The sequence below is a fragment of the Pelomonas sp. Root1444 genome, assembly GCF_001426885.1.
Taxonomy (GTDB): domain Bacteria; phylum Pseudomonadota; class Gammaproteobacteria; order Burkholderiales; family Burkholderiaceae_C; genus Pelomonas.
Map to the genome: position 1 here is coordinate 283,674 of NZ_LMFP01000003.1, position 19,249 is coordinate 302,922.

A 19,249-nucleotide genomic window follows, 5' to 3' on the forward strand; every position below is an offset into this window, starting at 1 on the left:
CGTTGCTCGATCGGCGTCAGCGGCGCGGGCAGCCTGCTCGAAGCAGCACCCCGCTGAAGCCGCGCGGCTATTCCCGTTTCGTGTTGTCCGGCGCGGACTTGCGCCGCATCGTGGCTTCCATGCGCAACCCCTGCGCGGCAGCAGCCAGCTCGGCCCGCCGCCGCGGGTCTGACGTGTTCAGCGCCATTGTCTCGATGGCAGCGGCCCCGGCTTCCGCGTTGGAGATGAACGCCACGCTTTGCAACACGTCCTTCTTGTCCAGGGTCCACTCCTTGAACGGCGCGTCGGACGCGGGGTTGCGGCGCATCTCGGCCAGGATGTCGCCGCGGCTCACGCCCGCTTCGAGGCGGCCCTGCCACTGCCTGGCCCATCGGGCCGCGGGCTCGTCGCGCACGTTCTGCGCCAGCGAGACAAGCGTCCGGTGCGCCTCGTCCGCGTTGCCTGCATAGGCGTAGGCCAGCGCTGCGGAGCGGGCGAGCGCATCGACTTCGCGCGCGGTCTGCCATGCCGAGATGACCCCCTCCAAGGCGGCGCTGTCGGGGGCATCCGTGGCGGCAACTTCGGCCTTGAAGACCGCGAGGGCTGCTTCCGGCGATTGCGGGTTCAGGCCGCGCGCGCTTCGCAGGTGACCCAGGGCGGCCTGCAGATGGGCGCGCCGGGCATCACCCGCGGTGCGCTCGGCCAGGCGCAGGTTCGCCATGCCGAGCAGATACCGGGCTTCGAAGTTGGCGTCCTCCTCTCGCAGGACCGCATTCAGCGCTGGCATGGCGTCCTGCGGGTTGCCCCAGTCGATCTGCGCCCGGCTCAAGGTGAGGCGGGCCAGATCGTCGTTCGGAAACTGCGCCGCCAGGCCGGCGACTTTCTTCAGCAGGGCCTCCCCGCCCGGCCGGCCCGGGCAGGCCTTCAAGGCGGCATCCGCCAGCACGAATTCGCCCGCCGCGCGCGGCAGCGCCCGGAACCTCACCGAGGTGGCGGGTAGCGATGGGAGTGCCACACGCAGCGCGTCGGTGCCCTGCAGGCCATACCGCCACATCACCTGGTTGATCTCGGCCGCCTTCAGGCCGTAGGCGCTTTCGAAGGCGGTCGTCGGGGAGGTGCCCCGGTCGACGAGCCCGAGATAGCGGTTCAGGCGTTGTCGGCGGTCTTCCGACGACAGCATGTAGTGTGTCAACAGCCAGGACTTGGCCTCGAACTCCAGGCGCACGCCGCCCGGTCCGGCGTAGTTGTGCGCGTTGGCAAGGTTCTCCTGCAGGACGTCGCCATACTCCAGGCTGGACATCCGGCTGTGCGTGAGAAGCCGCAGGTAGCCGGCGATTTCCTTCGGCATCCGGCCCACCACCATCTGACTTTGCGAGAACCGCACGGCGGAGAAGTACTGCGCGAAGCCGTCGATGAACGAGGTCGGGATGCGGATGTCGGTATGGCGATAGAGGAAGTGCCGCGTATACGCCTCGAAGACATAGGACAGCGTGTCGTTCAGCGGTGACTTGTCGAGCTGCTCGTCGGCAAGGCTGGGGATGCGCTCCAGATGCACGCCGAATCCCTGAACGCCGGAAGCGCAGCTGCTGTACAGGCCGACCGCATCGATCGGCATGCTGGCGTCGATCTCGCGCAGCTGCGAAGCCCGGCTGTGGTAGTACAGCGTCAGCTTCGGCTCCTGCCGCCCAGCCTCGCGCAGGGACCGGGTGTACAGGCGCAGCACATGGTCGAGCTTCTCAAGGTTGTCGAGCAGCAGGCTGACATCTTCTTCCCGGGCGTCGGAGTAAACAACGAAGCGCTGGCTCTCGGCCCGGAACCACTTGGAGACCTCGCTCTTCCTGCCGACCACCTCCACGCGCTCCAGGTTTGCCGGGCCGACTTGCTCGGCGCTGCTCGAGAAGGCAGACAACAAACAGAAAGTGGCGGCGAGAGCGTTCACGCAGGGCACTTTGCGCATGGTGATCCTTCTTGGCGTGGCTTGGTGCGCGGTTGCGCGAGCTTCCATCCTAACGGCCAGTCACTGCCGCCTCAGAGCCGATCACGCGGCTGCTAACCCAGCGCGAACGGCAGGCTGCGCAGCCGCCTGCCGGTGGCCGCGAACACTGCATTCGCGACGGCCGCCGCCGTGCAGTGCGACGCCGGCTCGCCGATGCCGGTGGGCCGCTCCGCGCTGTCGAGCAGCAAGGTCTCGATGACCGGCATCTCGTCGATACGCAGCAGCGGGTGGTCGTGGAAATTGCTTTGCTGCACGCGGCCGTCCTCCACCGTGACGGCCGGCTTCAGCGCGGCGTTGAGCGCGAAGACGATGCTGCCCTCCACCTGCGCCCGCACAAGCTGCGGATTGACGACCAGGCCGCAGTCCACCGCGGTGATGACGCGCGCCACACGCAACCCCGTGCCCGACGGCACCACCTCGACCACCTGCGCCACGTAGGTGTCGGTGCAGGTGCTGGCCAGCCCGCGCCCGCTGCCTGGCGGCAACGGCGTGCCCCAGCCGGCGGCGCTGCATGCCGCGCGCTGCACCGCGGCCAGGCGGCCGGTGTGGATGCGCTCCACATCGCCATCGTTGTCCCAGCGCAGCTCGCGCGCCGGCGCCAGCAGCCGCTGCCGGTAGGCCAGCGGGTCCTCGCCGACGGCATGCGCGCATTCGTCCAGCAGCGTCTCGTTGACCAGCGTGTGGTTGGGCGTGTAGCCGCGCCGCCACCACAGCACGCGGATCGTCTGCTCGACCAGGCGGTGCCGCACGTGAAGCTGCGCAGCCCCGTACGGGAACTTCTCCGCGTCGATGGTCACCGTGCGGTCCAGGCCGGCGGCACCGATCGAGTCCCGCTCGATTTGCAGCCGCACGGACAGCGCGGCCACCGAATGCTCCAGCGCCGCGATGCGCCCGTCCGGCCCCAGCGCCACGCGCACGCGGTGGCGGCTGGGCGGCGAGAAGAAGCCCATGCGCAGGTCGTCCTCGCGCGTCCACAGCAGTTGCACGGGGCGCTGCACATCGCGCGACAGCAGCGCGGCCTCGATGGCGTAGTCCGGCTCCAGCCGGCGCCCGAAGCTGCCGCCGATCAGCGGCGTGTGCACCACCACGCGGTCGGCCGGCAGCCCGGTCAACAGCCGCAATTGCGCGTGCAACTTGCTCTGGAAATGGCAGCCCGTCCAGACCTCGCAGCGCTCGGCGGTCCAATGCGCCAGCGCGTTCACCGGTTCCATCGGCGCGTGCGCCAACAGCGGCAGCTCGTAGGCCAGCTCCAGCTTGTGCGCGGCGCCGGCCAGCGCCTCGTCCTTCTGCCGGGCATCGCCCTCGCGCAGCGTCGTCACCCAGCCGCGCAGGCCGTCGCGGGGGTTGTCCGGCGTGCCGTCGGCCAGGGCCTGCGCCATCTGCCCCGAAAGCGCCGTGCTCGACGCCAGCCTGCCGCCGCGCGGCCGCCGGTCCGAGCCCTGCTCGTTCCATGTCACCTCCAGCGCCTTGCGGCCCTGCATGGCCGCCCAGGTGGACGTCGCGACGACGGCGACGCCGTCCCGCACGTACAGCTGCGCGTCGGGAAAGGTGTTGCCGCGCACCGGCAGCACGGCCACCACGCCTGGCACCGCACGCGCCTTGGCGGCATCGAAGCGCGCCAGGCGGCCATTGACGACCGGGCTGCGCTCGATCACGGCGAACAGCATGTCGGGCACGCGCATGTCGATGCCGTAGCGTGCCTCGCCCCTGACGATGGCGGCCAGGTTCTTGGCCGGCAGGGGCTGGCCCACCATGCGCTGCGCCTTGCCGTCCTTCAACGGCGGCTTCTCGGGCACCGCCAGCCCGGCGGCGGCAGCCACCAGCTCGCCATAGGGCAGGCGCCGGCCGCTGTCCGTGTGCACCACCGCGTGCGCCTCGGTGCGGCAGGCCTCGGGCGCCACGCCCATGGCGGCCGCGCCGGCCTGGATCAACATCGCGCGCGCCTGGGCACCGGCCTTGCGCGCCGGCTCCCAGGCCGTGCTGATGCTGTAGGAGCCGCCGGTGATCATGAAGCGCTTGCCGTCCGGCACGACGGTCGACACGGTGACGCGCGACCAGTCGGCATCCAGCTCGTCCGCAACGATCATTGCGACGCCGGTTTCCGTGCCCTGGCCCATCTCCGTGAAGACGATGCTCACGTGCACCGCACCGTCCGGCCGGATCGCCAGCCAGGCATTGGGCTGCCATGGCGCGGCGGCGGCCGGCTGCGACGCCGCGGCGCCGCCGATGCGAAAGGCCACGACGAGCGCCGCGCCGCCCTTCAGCGCAAGCCGGCGCGCCTGCGACTGCAGGCCGCCATCGCCGCTCACGGGCACACCTTCCGCCGCGCTGGCCCCAGCGCGCGGCCGGGCGGGCGCGCTCACGCGCCCTCCAGGATCTGCGCCGCACGGTGCACCGCGGCGCGGATGCGCGCATATGTGCCGCAGCGGCAGAGGTTGCCGCGCATCGCCTCGTCGACCTGCGCGTCACTCGGGCGCGGATGGCGGCGCAGCAGCGCGGCGGCCGACATCATCTGCCCGGCCTGGCAATAGCCGCACTGCGGCACGTTCAGCTCCGTCCACGCCTGCTGCACCGGATGCAGCCCCGGCCCCGCCCAGGCGAGGCCCTCGAGCGTCGTCACGCGCTTGCCGCGCAAGCTGCCCACCGGCACCGAGCAAGCCCGCTGCGCCTCACCGTCCACATGCACCGTGCAAGCGCCACAGGCACCGATGCCGCAGCCGTACTTCGTGCTGACCAGCCCGAGCTTGTCGCGCAACACCCAGAGCAGCGGTTCGTTCGCGTCGCCGAGGTGCCGGCGCTGGGTGCCGTTGACGACAAGGGGCAGTGAGGTGGGCTTCATGCGCGGCGTGCGTTCGTTGCAGTGCGCCGCATGCTCGGGCCGGCGCCCCGGCGTCCGCCACCGCGCTGCGACGGAACCGGCTTTTCGCACCGCGAAGTCGGGCCGCCGGCCCACCGGCACCTGCCAAACCCGCTCTTGAACCGGAGCCGGCCACCCTCCGGTTCGTCACTTGACGATGCCGCGCTCCCGCAGCTGCCCGATCTGCTCGCCGGTCAGCCCCAGCTCCCGCAGCACTGCATCGGAATGCTCGCCCAGCGCCGGCGCATTGCGGCGGTGACCGCCCGGCGTGGCCGACAGCTTGGGGCAGATGCCCGGCATGTCCAGCGCGCGGCCGTCCGGCAACTGCACCTGCTGCAGCATGCCGCGCGCGCGGTAGTGCGGGTCGGCCGCGATGTCGGCCACCGTGTAGATGCGCCCGGCCGGCACGTCGGCGCCTTCCAGCGCCTGCAGCACCTCGTCCACCGGCCGCTGCGCGGCCCAGCTGCCGATGGCCGCGTCGATTTCGGCCACACGGGCCACGCGGCCGGCGTTGTCCGCCAGCGCCGGGTCGCGGCCGAGGTCGTCGCGTTGGATCAGCGCCATCAGCCGGCGGAAGATGCTGTCGCCGTTGCCGGCGATCAGCGCATAGCCGCCATCGGCGCAGCGGTAAGCGTTGCTCGGCGCGATGCCCGGCATGGCGCTGCCGGCCGCCTCGCGCACCACGCCGAAGGCGCTGTACTCGGGCAGCAGGCTCTCCATGCAGTTGAAGACGGCCTCGTACAGCGCCACGTCGATCACCTGCCCCTGGCCAGTGGCATGCCGATGCTGCAGCGCCAGCAGGATGCCGATGACGCCGTGCAACGCGGCCAGCGTGTCGCCGATGCTCACCCCCACGCGCACCGGCACGCGGCCGGGCTCTGCGGTCAGGTGGCGCAGCCCGCCCATGGCCTCGGCCACGGCAGCGAAACCGGGCCGGTTGCGATAGGGCCCGGTCTGCCCGTAGCCGCTGACGCGCAGCACGATGAGCCGCGGATTGGCGGCCAGCAACTCGTCGGGCCCCAGGCCCCAGGCCTCCATCGCGCCGGGGCGGAAGTTCTCGATCAACACATCGGCCTCGGCGCTGAGCCGGCGCACGATGTCCTGCCCCTCGGGCGTGCGCAGGTCCAGCGCCAGCGAGCGCTTGTTGCGCGACTGCACCTGCCACCACACCGACGTGCCGTCCAGCAGCAGCCGCCACTTGCGCAGCGGGTCGCCGGTGCCGGGTGGCTCGATCTTGATGACCTCGGCGCCGAAATCCGCCAGCGTCTTGGCCGCGAACGGCCCGGCGATCAGCTGGCCCAGCTCGACGACCTTGAGGCCGGCCAGCGCGGCGGGGGTGGCGGGAGGCGTGGAAGTGACGGCAGTCATGCCGTGCAGTGTCCGGCGGCTGGCCTGCGGGAGCATCCGGATCTGGCGCGTGAAGGCTTGGTTGGCGGCGAAGACCGCCTGCCTGCCGGGTCGGGCACAGACCCATGGTTGCTGCAAGCGGCCCGGGCCGGGCTTGATCCAGCACGGCCGGCGGCCCGCCTCGGGCCCGGACGCAAGCGGTTCACCCGCTGGTCATTTCGCGCTACGCTGGCCGCTTGCCGCAAGTGGCAAAGGATGCTCCCCGTGAGTCGACTGGACGGCCAAGGTCAAGGGCGGCGCCTACCCGGCCTGCTGCTGGCGGCAGCGCTGTGGGCATGCCCGCCACCCGCCGTGGCGCTCGATCTGCCCCTGCAGGTCGCCCAGTACGCCCGCACGTCCTGGACAGCCCGCGACGGAGCCGTGCAAGGCTTGGTCTTCGCGATGGCGCAGACACCCGACGGCTACCTGTGGATCGCCGGGTCGTCGGGCCTGTTCCGCTTCGACGGCCTCCGGTTCGAACGCTGGCAGCCTCCGGGCGGCCAAGCGCTGCCCAGCGGCCCGTACAGCCTGCTGGTGTCGCGCGACGGCACGCTGTGGATCGGCACCTTCAGCGGGCTGTCAAGCTGGAATGGCCGGGAGTTCGTCTACCGGCATCCGGGCATCGGCCTGGGGCGGTTCGTCACGTCGCTGCTCGAGGACCGCGACGGCACCGTCTGGGTGGGCGTGCTCGGCGAGCGCGGCGAGCTTTGCGCCATCCGCGCGGGCAAGGTCCAGTGCGACGTGCCCGAAGGCGGCTTCGGCTCGTTCGTCTGGAGCCTGGCGCAGGACCGCTCGGGCGCCCTGTGGGTCGGGGCCGAATCCGGCCTCTGGCGCTGGCGACCCGGGGAACCGCGGCGCTATGCGATACCCGGCTCGCGCGTGGGCGACCTGACCCTGACCGCCGACGGCGAAGTCCTGGCCGGCATGCAGGGCGCCGGGTTGCACCAGTTGGACGGCGACCGGCTCGTGGCCCATCGGTTCCGGCGCGCCGGCAAGCCCCACGATTGGCTCGCCGACGCTGACATCAAGTCGAACAAGCTGCTGCGCGACCGCGATGGCGGGCTGTGGATCGGCACTGCCAGCCAGGGCATCATCCATGTGAAAGACGGTCGGGCCGACACGTTCACGCGGGCGGACGGCCTGTCCGGCAGCATCACCTGCAGTCTGTTCGAGGACCGCGAAGGCAACATCTGGTTCGGCAGCGACAAGGGACTGGACCGCTTTCGCAAGCTGCCGGTCTCCACGCTGTCGACGCGGCAGGGCTTGCCTCACGAAGTCACGAGATCCGTCGTCGCCACCCGCGACGGCAGCGTCTGGGTGGCCACCAATGATGGCCTGGCGCGGTGGAAGGCCGATGGCTCGCTGCGGGTCTACAGGCAGCGCGATGGCCTGCCCGATTCGCAGGTGCACTCCCAGTACGAAGATGCCGACGGGCGGCTCTGGGCGAGCACGGCACGCGGCCTCGCCTACTTCGCGAATGACCGCTTCGTGGCGGTCGACGACGGGCCCGACGGCGACGTCCACGCCATCACGGGCGACGCGCAGGGCAACCTCTGGCTGTTGGGCAGCAAGGGCCTGACCCGTTTGCACCGTGGCCGGCGCGTCGAGCATGTACCGTGGCCTGCCCTCGGCATCCCGAAGACGCCGCAGGGCATCGTGGCCCATCAAGGCGGGTTGTGGCTGTCCTTCTGGGACGGCGGCGTCTCGCTGCTCAAGGACGGCAGGATCCAGACCACCTACACCGCCGCCCAGGGGCTGGGCAAGGGCCAGGTCACCGGGGTGCGGTTCGACGCCGCAGGGGCGCTGTGGGCGGCGACCGGGGCCGGCGGCCTCAGCCGCATCCAGGATGGCCGCGTCACGACGCTGTCGGTCGCGAACGGCCTGCCCTGCAAAGCCGTCCACTGGTCGTTGCAGGACGACAGCGGGTCGCTCTGGATGTACGCGGAATGCGGCCTGATGCGCGTCGCTCATGACGACCTGGCCGCCTGGATCGCCGACCCGAGCCACCGGGTGGCGCCCAAGCTCTGGGGGGCCGCCGATGGCGTCACGCTCACCGTCGCACCGCCCGCCTACTACAACCCGGCCGTGGCCAAGGGGCCGGACGGCAAGCTCTGGATCGTGGGGGCGGGCGAGGTCCAGCTCGTCGACCCCCTGCATGTGCCGCACAACCCCGTGCCCCCGCCGGTTCACATCGAGCGCCTCGTCGCCGACCAGCAGTCCTACGCCGTGGCCGACGGCCTGCGCCTGCCGGCGCTGGCCCGCGACATCACGATCTCCTTCGCCGCCCTGACCCTGACCGACCCGAAGAGCACGCGCTTTCGCTACCGGCTTGAAGGGCACGACACCGATTGGCAGGAAGCCGTCGACCGGCGCCTGGCCATCTACACCAACCTGCCGCCGGGCAACTACCGCTTCCACGTGACGGCCGCCAACAACAGCGGCGTGTGGAACGAGGAAGGCGCGCAGCTCGAGTTCTCGATCCTGCCGGCGTTCTACCAGACGACCTGGTTCCGACTTGCGTGCGCCGCGGTGCTGTTCGGCCTGGCATGGGCCGGCTTCCAGTTGCGGCTGCACATGCGCATGCGCCGCCTGCAGCGCCAGTTCGAGGCGACGCTGGACGCCCGCGTGGCGGAACGCACGCGCATCGCGCGCGACCTGCACGACACCCTGCTGCAGCGCTTCCACGGGCTGCTGCTGGAGTTCCAGGCGGCATTGAACCTGCTGCCCGGCCGCCCGCACGAGTCGAAGGAGATCCTCACGCGGGCCGTCGACCACGTCGCCGAGGCCATCACCGAGGGCCGGGACACGGTGCAGGCGTTGCGGGCCTCGGTCGTCGAGACGAACAACCTGCCGGCTGCCTTGCGAGCGCTCGCGAAGGATCTCGCCAGCGAGAGCGGCCATGTGGCATCGGCGGATGTGCAAGTGCACGACACGCCGCAGCTGCTGCATCCGCTCGTGCGCGACGAGACCTTCCGCATCGCCGGCGAGGCGCTGCGCAACGCCTTCCGCCACGCCGACGCGAAGCGCATCGACGTCGAGGTCCGCTATGAACCGCAGCAGCTTTGCGTGCGGGTGCGCGACGACGGCAAGGGGATAGACCCGGAGGTGCTGAGCCGAGGCGAGAAGCAAGGGCATTTCGGCCTGGGCGGCATGCACGAGCGCGCCGCGGTGGCCGGCGGCACGCTCGCGATCCGCAACGCCGCCGGCGGTGGCACGGAAGTCGAGTTCAGTGTTCCCGGCTCGCGGGCCTATGGCAGCGCGCCACCAGCGCGTTCGCGAAGGCTGCAGCGGTGGTTCGCGCCCGGTACGGCCGAGAAATGACCTGCGGGGCTCGGCCCGTTCAACCGCGCCGCCGCAGCGCCAGCAGGCCGCCACCCAGCAGCGATCGGGAAGGCGCCACTGGCCATGCCGGCACAGCTCGACACGAGAGCGCCTGTGGCGCCAAGGTCCCGCTGGCTCAGTTCGGCCGCGAACGTGGGCGGGCTTGCCAGGCGAGGGGCGGCACTGTGAGGCAGGTGCGCATGTCGGTCTCCTTGTGGGGTGGCCGGCCATGCCTCCACCCCGGGCCCGTCAGCCCCTATAACCGGCTGATCCGCGACACCTCGGAATACGTCTGTCCACCGCAGGTGTTGCGTTCAGGGTCGCCCTCAATGTCGGTGTTCGAGGTCTCTTGTCAGCGATCGTGCCGGCACGGCCGGCGGTCGTTCTTCTGCCCCAGCTTGCGGCTTTGCCGCGGGCGCTTTGGTCGACCTTCAGCGCTGTTCCTTACAGGCGCACCCTCATCCGGGTGGTCCCTACGAAGCTAGGGAGTAATGGCAGCGGCCGAGCGACGACTGCAGCACGCAGGGTGTTGCCCTGCTGCCAACCTACAGGAGATCTCTCTTATGAACACCGCCCCTCACGCCGCCCCCGCTTCCCAACGAACAGCCCTCGCGCCGCATCGCCTCGCCGCCCTCGGGCTGGCGCTTGCAGCCGCCCTCTCGCTGCCTCAACTGGCCGCCGCGCAGGCGCCGGCTTACCAGATCACGTTCAAGAACCTCACCAGCGATGCCGCGACGACGGGCGCCGCTACGGCACAGACCGGCCAGCGTCTGTCGCCACCGGTGTTCATCACCCACAGCGCGGACTACACGGCCTTCACCGTGGGCCAGGCCGCACCGGAGACGATCTGGCGCATTGCAGAGAGCGGCAACCGCAGCTTCCTGCTCGACCAAGCCAACGCGCTGATCGGCACGAGCGTGCTCAGCGTTGCGGCGCCACTGTCGGCACCCCTGCCTCAACAGAATTCCGTGACGGTGATGGTGAATGCCGACCCGTCCCATCGCCTGCTGTCCTTTGCCAGCATGCTGGGCTGGACGAATGACGGCTTCGTCGGCGTCAGCGGCCTGGACCTGTCTGCCATCACCGGCACCGTCACGATCAACCTGTACGGCTACGACGCTGGCTCGGAGAAGAACAACGAGGCCAATGGCTTTCTCGGCGCCCTCGGGCTGGGCAACGCGCGCGACCCCGAAGGCGGCTTGATCACCACCCATCTGGGCATCCGCGGCGACGCGAACGCGCCCGCGGCCTGGAACTGGCTGCCAGGCCCCGCGGCCAGCCTGACCATCAGCGCCGTGCCCGAGCCGGGCAGTTGGGCTTTGATGCTGGCGGGCGGGCTGCCGCTGCTGCACCTGCTGCGCAGGCGTGCAGGCGCCGGGTCCGCGCGCAAGGTCTGAGAGGTCCGAGAGAGGAGAGGCCTGAGCGCGGCCGCGCAGGCCGCCAGGCCCTACCTCCTCGACAGCCCGTCAACCCGCCGACGTACCTTGACGGCGGCGAGCCCGCCACGCCAGCAGCGGCAACCCGGTCAGCAGCAGCCATGCCGCGCCCGGCTCGGGCACGGCTGAGGTGGCATAGGTGAAGCCGTTGTCGTTCTGCAGCGTGACGCCCAACGACGGGTCCAGGCCGCCCATGTAGAGGTAGACCGAGTTGCCGTAATCGGAACTGTTGTTGCGCCCATTGAGCACGTCGATGGGGCCCCAGCCGCTTGAAAACATTCGCGTGTAGGCCGTCAGCCCGTAAACGACCTGGAACTTGTCGCCCACCTTGGCGTCGTAGGTGATCTCGAAATCCTCCAGCGCGTCGCCGCCGACCGGGAAATCGTCCGACACCCCGGCCCGCTGGGCCACCCCGTTGATGCCGAAACTCATCCGCCCGCCGCCGGTCCCGCTCACGTCCATCTTCACCTTGACCGTCACGGGGCTGCCGACCGGCAACACGGACGAATGGACGGTCACCGAATCGGTCAAGTTCGCGACGGCGCGACCACCGATGGTGACGTCGTTGCCCCCGGCGCCCTGGATCTGAACGAAGGTGGAAGCATGAAGCTGGCCGAAATCGGCAAACGCGCGCGCACGGCCGTTCAGCACGAAGTTCGGCACCTGTGAGCCGTTGCCGTCGTCAAACGTTGACCGCAGGTGGGTCACCGTGCCGGTGTCGGCCGTGGGCAAGCCGTGGCCGATGAACTGTGTGAAGGACACGCACTCCGTCGTCAGGGTACTGCCCGGTGTGCAGATCGTGGAATTGGTGACGACGTTGTCCGCGTTCGTACTGACGATGAACGCCTCCACCTGGACGGCGGCTGCGATGGCTGAAAGCGAGGTTGTCAGCCACAACGCGGCCACACCCACTCGAAGGTATTTGGAAGGCATGGTGTCTCCTGCCAATGGACCAAGGAACCGATGACGTCAGGCGCGCCGACGCAGCGCCAGCGCGAGCAGGCCGCCACTCAGCAGCAGCGCCATCGAAGGCTCGGGCACCGGCGCGGAGGCCACGGTCCAGTCGGTGCCGCTCTGGCTCGTCAGCGAGTAGCTGATCGCATTGCCGTCCAGGGTCACACCGCTGATGCCCTGCCATGTCAGCGTGCTCGCAAAGTCGCTGCTGGCCTCGCTGAACCAGTTCGGCCCGGCGCCGGCGGTGCCCGCGGACGCCCGCGAGAAGACACCCAGCTCGAACGGCGTGCCCAGCGCGACCGTGACGCTGAAGGCGACGTCCTGGGCTATCACCTGGTGAAACGGAAAGCCGCCCTGCCCCTGACCCTGGGCGCGGAAGGCCTGCCCGGCCACCGGCGCGTTGTTGAGCCAGACCTGGCTGCCGATGCGGGTGTAGCTGTTGCCGATGGGCAGGCCATCGAGCACGCCGTCGAGATGGACGCTGAAGCTCACCACGGCGTTCTGCCCGATCTGCGCCGGATCGGCCGGAATCAGCGTCCACGTATCCGTCCAGCCTGCGGTGCTTTCGGCGGCTGCGAAACCGGCGCTGGCGTTGGCGCGGAAATGCGCGTACATGCCGACCGCGCCGTAGGTCGCGCTGCCGTGCGAGCTGGCCTGAACAGAAGGCGCCGCCTGCGTGTAGGCGCCACTGGCCGTCAACTGCTGCCCCGGCGTGGTGGTCATGGCGGCGTTGCAGTTGGACAGGCCCGGCTGCCAGTCGAACAGGCTGCCTTCGACCGGGAAGGAACCAGAGGCCATGCCGGCACAGCTCGACACGAGGGCGCCCGTGGCGCCGAGGTCCTGCTGGCTCAGTTCGGCCGCGAAGCTGGGCAGGCTGGCCAGGGCCAGAGGCAACACTTTGAGGCAGTTGCGCATGACGCTCTCCTTGTTTGGTGACCGAAGGCTATGCCTGCGCCCGGGCGCCGTCAGCCCCTATAACCGGCTGATCCCTGGCGGGCTCGAAATACGTCTGTACACCGCAGGTGTCGCGTTCAAGGTGCCGGGGGTGAAGCCTCTGGTCGCTTCGCCCTTGCCGCTACGTCGGCAGCCTCAGTTGCACGCCCAGCGACCCGCACAGCGATTGAACACCCGCCGCCTGCGGCGCCGCCACAGCGAACGCGAACACGCTGTCATCCACGCCGAAGCTGCAAAGCACGAGGCCAATGCCATGGAGCGCCTGCGCGAGGGATTTCAATGGCGTATCGACCGGCGCCTCATCCCGAGCCTGCCAGCCCTGCCAGACGGTGCCGGCCTCCAGGCCGTAGCCCCAGGCCAGCCCGACGCCATGCGCGGCGGCCAGGTTTCGAGCCTGCCAAGCGCGCAGATGGCGTCCCGTGCGAACGCGCGCTAGGGATCGATCGTCAAGCACGCCGAACGTATCCTGCCGAGCATCATGTTGAACACCCGATTGAGGAAGAGCGGTTTGCAAATCAACAAGTGGAGCCTTCGGGTCGCCGTTGCGGCATTGGTGGGGTTCGCGGGGTCAGGTCATGCCCAGCAAAGCCAGGTGGTGGGCGTCGTGCAGGTGGACGGCGAAGTCCGCAACTACGTGGACACGGGCCCGCAACAGGCCAGCGGGTCACTGCTGCTCGGTGGTTTCGAACTGCGCTCCTCTGCCGATCTCGCGACGGGTGCCCTGAAGGCCTATGCAGCAGGCAACAGGCCGGGCGACGGCATGGCCACCGGCTCGGCCGGGGCAACGTTCACTGACTCGCTCTGGTTCAACGGAGCGGCCGTCGGCACCTATGTCGGAGAGTTGCGGATCGCTTTTGACGCGACCCTCACATCCGATGCGTCCTACGAAGCCACGTGGGATGGAATTTCCGCGACGACGAACGTGGCTGTCAGCACCGCGCCGGGCAACACGCAAATCCGATTCGCGGCGACCGACTGCAGCAGCATCGCCCTCTCTTGCAGAGAAGGCGGCTCGGTTCAGGAGGCCTTCTCAATGCCATTGGTCATTGCCTCGACCGACTTGCAAGGTCGCGGTTCCGTCCTGTTCACTGCCAGCGTCCAGGCGACCGCAGTTGGCGGCGGCATCGCCGATGCGGGACACACCGTGCGCCTGTCCCTCGCGCTGCTTCCTGAGTACCAGGCCTATTCGTCGGCCTCGGGCGTGTTCCTGTCGGCGGTACCGGAGCCATCGACCGTGGTGATGCTGCTCGGTGGATTGCTTGTCGTCGGCGTCTTGCGCAAGGGTGGCTGCACCCCGCGAAAGCAGGCCTGACTCATCCTGGGTGGGCCGGCCAGCCGTAGGTTGGGGTGAGCCCAGCGAACCCCAACGCTCATTCGCCCGCCTTGACGCCCGTGTCACGGACGCTTGCGCATGATGCGTCGATGACGCCGTCGCGAATGAGTGGCACTCGTGTAGCCTCCTCGCATGCACCGCCGCCTCGCCCTGGTCGCCACAGCGCTCATTGCCAGCGCCGCCCTCGCCACCTGCGCCGTCGTCAGCAGCGCGCTCGCCGGTCATCTCGACATCGAGCAGTCCGAGATGCAAGCACGCATCGCGCCGCGCTTCCCGACCCACCATTGCAAGCTGCTCGTCGCCTGCCTGGACGTGTCCAATCCCATCGTCGTGTTGACCGACGGCGACGACCGCATCGGCATCACGGCCGATGCCAAGGTGACGCTGGGCACACGTGAACGCATCGGCCGGGTCGGCCTGTCGGCCCGGCCTCGCTACATGCCGGCCGAGGGCCAGCTCTTCCTGGAAGACCTGCAGGTCACGACGCTGGAGCTCAGCGGCCAGCCCGCCGAGTACGCAGAGGTGGTGAAGCTCTATGCCCCGCAACTCGCCAAGGACGCGCTGCAACGCCATCCCGTCTACACGCTGGATACCAGCACCGCCAAGGGCGCGCTGGCCAGGCTGGCGGTGCGGGACGTGAAGGTGGTGGGGGGCAAGCTGAGGGTGAGCTTCACCGAGAGCGGTAGGTTGAGGTGAGCGCAGCGAACCCCAACGCGCTATTCGCCCACATCCATCTCCGCGCCGCTCACACTTGCCCACCCTGACTCGATGACGCCTTCGCGAATGAAGCGGTGGATGCTGGAGTGCGGCCAGTCCGCCGCCCGTTCGGCCCAGCCATGCTTCACCGGATTGAAATGGATGTAGTCCACATGCCGCTCGAAGTCGACGTCGTCGCGGATGAGGTGCTCCCAGTAGCGCCGCTGCCAAAGCCCCCGCTCGCCCTTTGAGGCACGGCTGGCGCTGATGCGTTCGCCCTGAGGGACCCGCCGCGAGAACCCTTGTTTGATGAGCATGATGCGAGTGGCGAAGTCCGCGTCCTCGCGCGGCAAGGTCATCAGCACGTGCAGGTGGTCGGGCAGCACGCAAATCGCGTCCATGACGAACGGGCGTGACTTGCGTACGGTGCGGAAGCTGTCCCGCAGTGCGTCGATGTGGTTCGTCAGCAGTTGACCGCTGCGGTCGGCCGCGTTCAGCGTCAAGAAGTACGTGGCACCCGGCGTATCGGCGCGGCGATAGCGCATCGTGTTTCCGTAGGTTGGGGTGAACGCAGTGAACCCCAACGAGCTATGGCGGTCAAACGTTGGGGTTCGCAGGCTCACCCCAACCTACGGGCTGACGTCACCCCAACCTACCGGGCTGGCCCTCGCGGTCGGCTGCATTCAGCGTGAAGAAGTAGGTGGCACCCGGCGTGTTGGCGCGGCGGTAGCGCATCGCGTTTTGCGTAGGTTGGGGTGAACGCAGTGAACCCCAACGACTCGCGGCGGTCAAACGTTGGGGTTCGCAGGCTCACCCCAACCTACGGGCTACGCGCCCGCAGCGTTGAGGCTGAATTGGCGTCGACTCTCGAAAGGTGCGTCTCCTGGCACCTCGTCAACCAAACCAAGCACCATTGCCTCGGTCGGCGTTAGCTTGTGTTCCCCAGTAAAGAGCTCTCGCGCAACTTGCACACATAGCAGCCACAGCACCCGCACAATAGGTTTGGATTCCTCAGTAATTTCGCTTCGATCTTGCTCCGAAAGGCTGTCCCACTTGGACGCTACGGCATATGTAAAGAACGAAAATTTGTGCTGCAACATTAGCTTCATTGCCTCGCGCCAATGACGCTCGTCGTTCATTGAACTGAATAGTGTCATCTCGCGGGAGGCAAGAGCAATGGCATCTTTGGCGCTTCGATCAGACACCGAAGCTGCAAGCACAGTCATAAACAGATCTAAGTCACGTTCGTTTCTCTCGCCACCGAGCATTTTGGCGTCTGGCGCGAACTCTTTGAACAATTGAGCCAGTGAATCCAAAGAGCCTAGCCTCCTAGACCTAGCGCGTCGATATAGTGATCTCTTCTTGCTCCAATTTGTCACCACGCCCCATCTCACCATTCTATTGAGTGCATTCTCGAGAATGCATTCATTCGATTTGCGCAGATGCCCGGAGATAAAAAGAAGAAGCGCAACAAGGTCAAGGCGAACATGCTCGCAGGACGGCAAATGAAGCCGGCCCAGAGAAGTTTCGAACATTGTCGTCCGTTCTTGGGAGCGCTCTCGTAGAGGAGTTGCCTGCGAATGGATGTCCAAATACATCCACATCCATCGGCCATACATCTGGGCTGCGATCTCCAATGCGGCACGATCATTGCCGGCCTCAAGAGTTTCTGCAGCCTTCAACGCTGTAGTTGGTGTAACGTCCCGGACCGCTCCATAACGAACGTCGTGGAAAAGGATCTCCGAATGCGGCAGTGCAACAGCGCAATCGCCCAACGCTAGCAACATTGCTGCTGCACTATAAGCCTTGTTGGTAGCGACGGTGATGAGCTGACACCCATCCCCGTCTTGGTTCGAACTTTGCACGAGCGATTTAATGGTGGAGATTAATCCAACCATTCCGCCTGGACTATTGAGTGCGAGCGTAATAGGATCATTCGACTCTTGCCGAAATTCCAGAATTTTCGGTATCAGCTCTTTAAGCAAATCATCGTCAATCGCGCGATTGATATGCACACAGCGCTTCCAGTTAATAGTGTCTTCTTTCATAGATCCTCCCTAGTGGAACGGTAAAGCCGTTCTCAGATGTCAAAACAATGGCGAAACGAGCGCCTGTCTCAATAACGGCTTGGTTAATCGCCGTCAACTGCGCGCTCAAAACAAGAAATACCTCTGCGCCATCGGCAACTCCTTCGCCGGCTCACAGGTCAGCAGCACGCCGTCTGCCCTCACCTCATACGTCTGCGCGTCGATCTCCATCACTGGCAGGTAGTTGTTGAGCAGCATGTCGGCCTTCTTGACCGAGCGGCAGCCCTTCACCGGCACGAGCGTCTTGGCCAGGCCCAGCTTCTCGACATTGCCTTGCCCGGCCTGGCTGACGAAGGTCAGCGAGCCCTGCTGCAACGCCGCGCCGAACGAGCCGAACATCGGCCGGTAGTGCACCGGCTGCGGCGTGGGGATGGAGGCATTCGCGTCGCCCATTGCGGCGGCGGCGATGAAACCGCCTTTCAGGATCAGTGCCGGCTTCACGCCGAAGAAGGCGGGCTTCCACAGCACGAGGTCGGCCCACTTGCCGACTTCGATGCTGCCCACCTCGTGGCTGATGCCGTGGGCCAGCGCGGGGTTGATGGCGAGCTTGGCGAGGTAGCGCTTCACGCGGGCGTTGTCGTTGCCGGCACCATCTCCCGGCAAGGCGCCGCGCTGCACCTTCATCTTGTGCGCGGTCTGCCAGCAGCGCAGGCTCACCTCACCCACGCGGCCCATGGCCTGCGAGTCGGACGAGAACATGCTGATGGCGCCGAGGTCGTGCAGGATGTCTTCGGCGGCGATGGTCTCGCGGCGGATGCGGCTCTCGGCAAAGGCCAGGTCTTCGGCGATGCCGGCGTCCAGGTGGTGGCACACCATCAGCATGTCGAGGTGCTCGTCCAGCGTGTTGACGGTGAACGGGCGCGTCGGGTTGGTGGAGCTGGGCAGCACGTTGGCTTCGCCCACCACACGCATGATGTCCGGCGCATGGCCGCCGCCCGCGCCTTCGGTGTGGAAGCTGTGGATGGTGCGGCCCTTGAAAGCGGCAATCGTGTCCTCGACGAAGCCGCTTTCGTTCAGCGTGTCGGTGTGGATGGCGACCTGGGTGTCGGTCAGCTCGGCCACGTTCAGGCAGTTGTCGATGGCCGCGGGCGTGGTGCCCCAGTCCTCGTGCAGCTTCAGGCCGATGGCGCCGGCGTCGATCTGCTGCATCAGCGCCTCGGGGCGGCTGGCGTTGCCCTTGCCCATGAAGCCGAGGTTCATCGGGAAGGCCTCGGCCGCCTTCAGCATCGTGGCGATGTGGTGGGGCCCCGGCGTGCAGGTGGTGGCCAGCGTGCCGGTGGCGGGGCCGGTGCCGCCGCCGATCATGGTGGTCACGCCGCTCATCAGCGCCTCTTCGATCTGCTGCGGGCAGATGAAGTGGATGTGGGTGTCGATGGCGCCGGGCGTGACGATGAAGCCCTCGCCCGCGATGATCTCGGTGCCGGGGCCGATGACGATGTCCACGCCGGGCTGCACGTCGGGGTTGCCGGCCTTGCCGATGGCCGCGATGCGGCAGCCGCGCAGGCCGATGTCGGCCTTGACGATGCCCCAGTGGTCGACGATGACGACGTTGGTGATGACGGTGTCGACGGCGTCACCCGGGCCCGGGCCGTTGGTGCGCTGGGACTGGCCCATGCCGTCACGCACGGTCTTGCCGCCGCCGAACTTGACCTCTTCGCCGTAGCCGCCGGCACGCAGCGTCAGGTCCTGCTCGATCTCGATGACGAGGGCGGTGTCGGCGAGGCGCAGCTTGTCGCCGACGGTGGGGCCGAGCATCTCGGCATAGGCGCGTCTGCTGATCTTCATAGCTTGCCTTGAACCAAACCGCGGAAGCCGTAGACCGTGCGGTCGCCGGCCAGGTCGACCAACTCGACGGTGCGCGTTTGCCCGGGCTCGAAGCGAACGGCCGTGCCGCTGCAGATGTTCAGGCGCATGCCGCGCGCGGCCTCGCGGTCGAAGGCGAGTGCGGCGTTGGTCTCGGCGAAGTGGTAGTGCGAGCCCACCTGGATGGGGCGCTCGCCGCTGTTGGCGACCTTCAGCGTCAGCGTGCGACGGCCGGGGTTGAGTTCATGCTCGCCCTCGGCGGTGATCAGTTCGCCGGGGATCATCACTTGCGGCCCTTGGTGAACCACCAGACGGCCACGCCGGCCGCGGCCACCAGGGCCAGCGTGGCGGTGCCGTCCCAGCCGTGCATGTGCGGGCCGGCGGGGCCGTGGCCTTCATGGGCGAACGCGGGGGCGGCGATCAGGAGCAGGGCAAGTGCGCGCATGG

Annotated in this window: 16 protein-coding genes; 4 read left to right on the forward strand and 12 right to left on the reverse strand. The window is 68.1% G+C overall.

Features of this window, described 5'->3' with window-relative positions; genetic code table 11:
* Positions 1–67: 67 nt before the first annotated feature.
* The 4 genes from ASD35_RS04125 to ASD35_RS04140 form a co-directional block, all read right to left on the reverse strand.
* Positions 68–1,936: a hypothetical protein gene (locus ASD35_RS04125; protein WP_056873634.1), complete on the reverse strand. Its 1,869-nt coding sequence runs from the start codon at positions 1,934–1,936 to the stop codon at positions 68–70.
* A gap of 92 nt (positions 1,937–2,028) precedes the next feature.
* Entirely contained in the window at positions 2,029–4,338 is a 2,310-nt protein-coding gene (locus ASD35_RS04130) for a molybdopterin cofactor-binding domain-containing protein (protein WP_082579903.1), read from the reverse strand.
* Complete coding sequence (locus ASD35_RS04135) at positions 4,335–4,814, reverse strand: (2Fe-2S)-binding protein (RefSeq protein WP_056873636.1); 480 nt, start codon at positions 4,812–4,814, stop codon at positions 4,335–4,337. Before ASD35_RS04135 ends, ASD35_RS04130 begins: the two co-directional genes overlap by 4 nt.
* A gap of 165 nt (positions 4,815–4,979) precedes the next feature.
* A complete protein-coding gene (locus tag ASD35_RS04140; protein WP_056874587.1) occupies positions 4,980–6,200 on the reverse strand; it encodes a CaiB/BaiF CoA-transferase family protein in 1,221 nt (406 codons plus the stop codon).
* A gap of 243 nt (positions 6,201–6,443) precedes the next feature.
* Between ASD35_RS04140 and ASD35_RS04145 the strand changes: the two genes are divergently transcribed.
* Together ASD35_RS04145 and ASD35_RS04150 are read left to right on the forward strand one after the other, a co-directional pair.
* Positions 6,444–9,539 (forward strand): sensor histidine kinase, encoded by a 3,096-nt coding sequence (locus tag ASD35_RS04145; RefSeq protein ID WP_157275366.1) that lies wholly within the window; start codon positions 6,444–6,446, stop codon positions 9,537–9,539.
* Positions 9,540–10,102: 563 nt separating this feature from the next.
* Positions 10,103–10,936, forward strand: coding sequence for a spondin domain-containing protein (locus ASD35_RS04150; RefSeq protein ID WP_056873638.1), 834 nt, complete (start codon positions 10,103–10,105; stop codon positions 10,934–10,936).
* Positions 10,937–11,005: 69 nt separating this feature from the next.
* Here the strand turns inward: ASD35_RS04150 and ASD35_RS04155 are convergent, their stop codons facing one another.
* From ASD35_RS04155 to ASD35_RS04165, 3 genes are all read right to left on the reverse strand, one after another.
* On the reverse strand, positions 11,006–11,908 hold the full coding sequence (locus tag ASD35_RS04155; RefSeq protein WP_157275367.1) for a PEP-CTERM sorting domain-containing protein: 903 nt from the start codon (positions 11,906–11,908) through the stop codon (positions 11,006–11,008).
* Positions 11,909–11,944: 36 nt separating this feature from the next.
* Positions 11,945–12,844: a PEP-CTERM sorting domain-containing protein gene (locus tag ASD35_RS04160; RefSeq protein ID WP_056873640.1), complete on the reverse strand. Its 900-nt coding sequence runs from the start codon at positions 12,842–12,844 to the stop codon at positions 11,945–11,947.
* A 160-nt stretch (positions 12,845–13,004) separates the two neighbouring features.
* Entirely contained in the window at positions 13,005–13,337 is a 333-nt protein-coding gene (locus ASD35_RS04165) for a hypothetical protein (RefSeq protein ID WP_056873641.1), read from the reverse strand.
* A 24-nt stretch (positions 13,338–13,361) separates the two neighbouring features.
* Here ASD35_RS04165 and ASD35_RS04170 point away from each other — a divergent pair, with 24 nt between their 5' ends.
* Entirely contained in the window at positions 13,362–14,195 is an 834-nt protein-coding gene (locus tag ASD35_RS04170; RefSeq protein ID WP_056873642.1) for a PEP-CTERM sorting domain-containing protein, read from the forward strand.
* A gap of 153 nt (positions 14,196–14,348) precedes the next feature.
* The gene (locus ASD35_RS04175; protein WP_056873643.1) at positions 14,349–14,912 is read left to right on the forward strand and encodes a DUF1439 domain-containing protein; all 564 of its coding nucleotides are present in this window, start codon (positions 14,349–14,351) and stop codon (positions 14,910–14,912) included.
* 20 nt (positions 14,913–14,932) lie between these two features.
* Here ASD35_RS04175 and ASD35_RS04180 read toward each other — a convergent pair whose 3' ends face one another.
* From ASD35_RS04180 to ASD35_RS27715, 5 genes are all read right to left on the reverse strand, one after another.
* Positions 14,933–15,457 carry a transposase gene (locus ASD35_RS04180; RefSeq protein WP_056873644.1) on the reverse strand — a complete coding sequence of 175 codons (525 nt, stop codon included), beginning with the start codon at positions 15,455–15,457 and terminating at the stop codon, positions 14,933–14,935.
* Between the two features lie 282 nt (positions 15,458–15,739).
* A complete protein-coding gene (locus ASD35_RS26440; RefSeq protein WP_082579906.1) occupies positions 15,740–16,960 on the reverse strand; it encodes an ATP-dependent Clp protease proteolytic subunit in 1,221 nt (406 codons plus the stop codon).
* A gap of 105 nt (positions 16,961–17,065) precedes the next feature.
* Positions 17,066–18,784 carry an urease subunit alpha gene (ureC, locus tag ASD35_RS04185; protein WP_056873645.1) on the reverse strand — a complete coding sequence of 573 codons (1,719 nt, stop codon included), beginning with the start codon at positions 18,782–18,784 and terminating at the stop codon, positions 17,066–17,068.
* Entirely contained in the window at positions 18,781–19,086 is a 306-nt protein-coding gene (locus ASD35_RS04190; RefSeq protein ID WP_056873646.1) for an urease subunit beta, read from the reverse strand. The genes ureC and ASD35_RS04190 overlap by 4 nt, the downstream gene beginning before the upstream one ends.
* Positions 19,086–19,247 (reverse strand): hypothetical protein, encoded by a 162-nt coding sequence (locus tag ASD35_RS27715; RefSeq protein WP_164488624.1) that lies wholly within the window; start codon positions 19,245–19,247, stop codon positions 19,086–19,088. Before ASD35_RS27715 ends, ASD35_RS04190 begins: the two co-directional genes overlap by 1 nt.
* Positions 19,248–19,249 lie beyond the last annotated feature (2 nt).